Source organism: Campylobacter sp. 2018MI13, assembly GCF_018501135.1.
Lineage (GTDB): Bacteria > Campylobacterota > Campylobacteria > Campylobacterales > Campylobacteraceae > Campylobacter_E.
The window spans coordinates 1-2674 of record NZ_JAHCZC010000124.1; the positions used below are offsets into that span (position 1 = coordinate 1).

Consider the following 2674-nt stretch of genomic DNA (forward strand, 5'->3'; position numbering starts at 1 on the left):
ATTTCATATATTGTATTAGACTTAATCCATTCGTATATGATTTGCTCTACCTTATCAAGATTATTATCAAAACACTTAGGTCTTATAGTATCGCAACTACACCAGTTATCTATGATTTTTAATATTATTTTTAAATTCTTAACTACTAAATCATAATCATCTAACTCATTTAATACGTGTATGTAAAGTTGCATTTCATCAAAACTTTTAAAATTAGTATTTAATAAATAATCATTTAAATCATACTTTTTAATTATAGTTTTTGCATACCTTTTAAGCTTATTGTTTCTAACTCCTATTATTTTATAGTTAGTAAATACTGATTTTTTGCAATAACTTTTATATATTTTATCTATATGTTTTTGTAAATATTCTTTAATTTTCATTATAGCTCTTTCGTTTTGTTTAAAAAAATAATCTTACTATAAATACTTTTACTAAGTATTAACCTAGCTTCTTTAAAATCACCGCAACTTAGACTAGTTTTTTACTCCTTGAGAGACTTAAACCCCTTGAGAAATCAAGGGGTTTTCCTTTTTTAAGAATAATTCAAATTACATTTTTTTAAAAATTTATATAACTTTAAGCTTAATTTTCAAAATTTATGCTACTATTCCCTTACATTTTTACAAAAAAAGGAGAAAAAATGAAATTAGTTAAATTAAGTTTAGCAGCAGTTGTTGCTGCAGGTTCGTTCTCATTCGCGAACGCAGTTGCTTTAGATGAAGCTATTCAAAATGTAGACCTATCAGGAATGTTAAGATATAGATATGAAACAGAAAGCACTAAATCAGATGTTCTAAAGACAAATCTTAGCGGACACAAATATAAAGCTCAATTAAAATTCGGTGCTGATATAGCTGACAATTTTAAAGCTACAGCATTATTCCAATATTCAAATACTGACGGCTCTTATGGTGATAGAGCTTATTTACAAGATAAAAATACATTTTTTGTAAGAGATGCTTATTTAACTTATACAAATTACGATACTTCATTTATGTTCGGTAGAATGGAAATCGGTTCAATTTGGACTGATGATTTACTAGGAACAGGATTAAAAATAGTAAATAACAGCATTGAAAATGTAACTTTAGCAGCTTATGCATTTGATAACTATAACAATGACGGAGATTTAAGCCCAGTTTTAATTGGTGATAATGATATAGTTACATCAAAAAATCTTTATGGTATAGCAGCTATTGCTAATTTTGACCCAGTAGCAGCTCAACTATGGGTTTCAAATATGGCTAGCTATGGCACATTCTATGCAGTAGATTTCAATGTTGCTCTAGGTGACAAAGATGACTTTGCATATAATGTACATGCTCAATACGCAGGCAATAGTCTTAAAAAAGATAGAAAAGGTGAAGTAGCAGCTAATGGTAACTTCTATGCAGCAGAAGCTGGCTTTGACGCATTTGGCTTAGACTTCAATGTAGGTTATGCTGGTTATGGTAAAAAAGATAAATTAACTCTTAATACTGTAGAAGATGAAGGTCAATTAATCAACTACGGCGAAATCGTAATGAAAGACTACCAAGGTGGTTTTGGTAAAAAAGATTTCGTATTCGGAACAATTGGCTATACATTTGAAGATGTAAGATTTGGTGTTGATATTATTAGCGGAACAAATAAAGTTGAAGGTGCTGAAAAAGAAAAATTATTTGAAGTTAAACCACAACTATCTTATAAATATAGCGACAAACTAAACTTCTCAGCATTCTATGCTCATGGAACAACAAAACAAGCTGATGAAAAAACAACTGATAAACTAATCAGATTCCAAGCTAAATATACATTTTAATTAATTGCTAGGCTTTAAGCCTAGCTTTTTAAAGACTTAGAATGAAAAAAATTTTATTATTTTTATGTATTACAAATTCTATAAGTGCAGTTACTACAGATGATTTATTAAATTATACTTTTAGTGATAATTTAGATATTAATTTAGGTAAAGAACTTTTTATAAATATTCATAAATGCAATTCTTGTCATGGAGATTTAGGAGATAAATCAAGCACTACATTTAAATCCTTAAACACTCATTCAGCATCTACTTTAAAATCAATGTTAAAATCTTACAAAAACGATAAAGATTTTGGAGGCAAAACAAGATTTGTTATGCAAAGATATGCAAATAAATTGTCAAATAAGGATATTGATAATATTATAGCTTATATAAAGGGCAAAGATAATTTAGAATTACCTAATTCAAAAAATATTGAACCTGCTAAAAAAACTAAAGATAATTTATATTTGGAATAAAATCTAAATATAAATTCCTATTTTAAAACTTAGATATTTTATTATAATTTAGCTATATAACTTAATAATCTTATAAAATATATAATGCCATTAAGTTATGCTAAACATATAAAATTAACCTATCTAAAATATTTTATACAAATAATTCAAGTAATGTTTTTTATATTATGCAAAATTATTATTTATTTGCTTACTAAATTTCAAACTTCTCAAACTTAACTCTCACCACATAACCACCACAACTACAAACTATCTTCACTAATTTTAGTTTTTAATGTTTTTAAATTGTATTTTTTAAATTCTCCCAACTTTCCCTACTTTTCCAAATAATTTTCATTTTTTTCAATTTTTTTAAAAAATATTTTTATATTTAAGAATACTTTAAGTTTTGCTGTATATAATTCAG

The 2674-nt window shown here is 26.1% G+C and carries 3 protein-coding genes; 2 read left to right on the plus strand and 1 reads right to left on the minus strand.

The features are described from left to right. A partial coding sequence (locus tag KJQ99_RS09100; RefSeq protein WP_214150621.1) for a DNA alkylation repair protein occupies nt 1-386 on the minus strand: 386 nt, incomplete at its 3' end. A gap of 260 nt (nt 387-646) precedes the next feature. Between KJQ99_RS09100 and KJQ99_RS09105 the strand changes: the two genes are divergently transcribed. Then, complete coding sequence (locus KJQ99_RS09105; protein ID WP_214150622.1) at nt 647-1807, plus strand: major outer membrane protein; 1161 nt, start codon at nt 647-649, stop codon at nt 1805-1807. Between the two features lie 41 nt (nt 1808-1848). Continuing rightward, the gene (locus KJQ99_RS09110; RefSeq protein ID WP_214150623.1) at nt 1849-2268 is read left to right on the plus strand and encodes a c-type cytochrome; all 420 of its coding nucleotides are present in this window, start codon (nt 1849-1851) and stop codon (nt 2266-2268) included. Nucleotides 2269-2674: the final 406 nt, after the last annotated feature.

Excerpts from the sequence above, each read along its gene's own strand:
- KJQ99_RS09105 (WP_214150622.1), top strand. The coding sequence starts at position 647 with ATGAAATTAGTTAAATTAAGTTTAGCAGCAGTTGTTGCTGCAGGTTCG.
- KJQ99_RS09110 (WP_214150623.1), top strand. The coding sequence starts at position 1,849 with ATGAAAAAAATTTTATTATTTTTATGTATTACAAATTCTATAAGTGCA.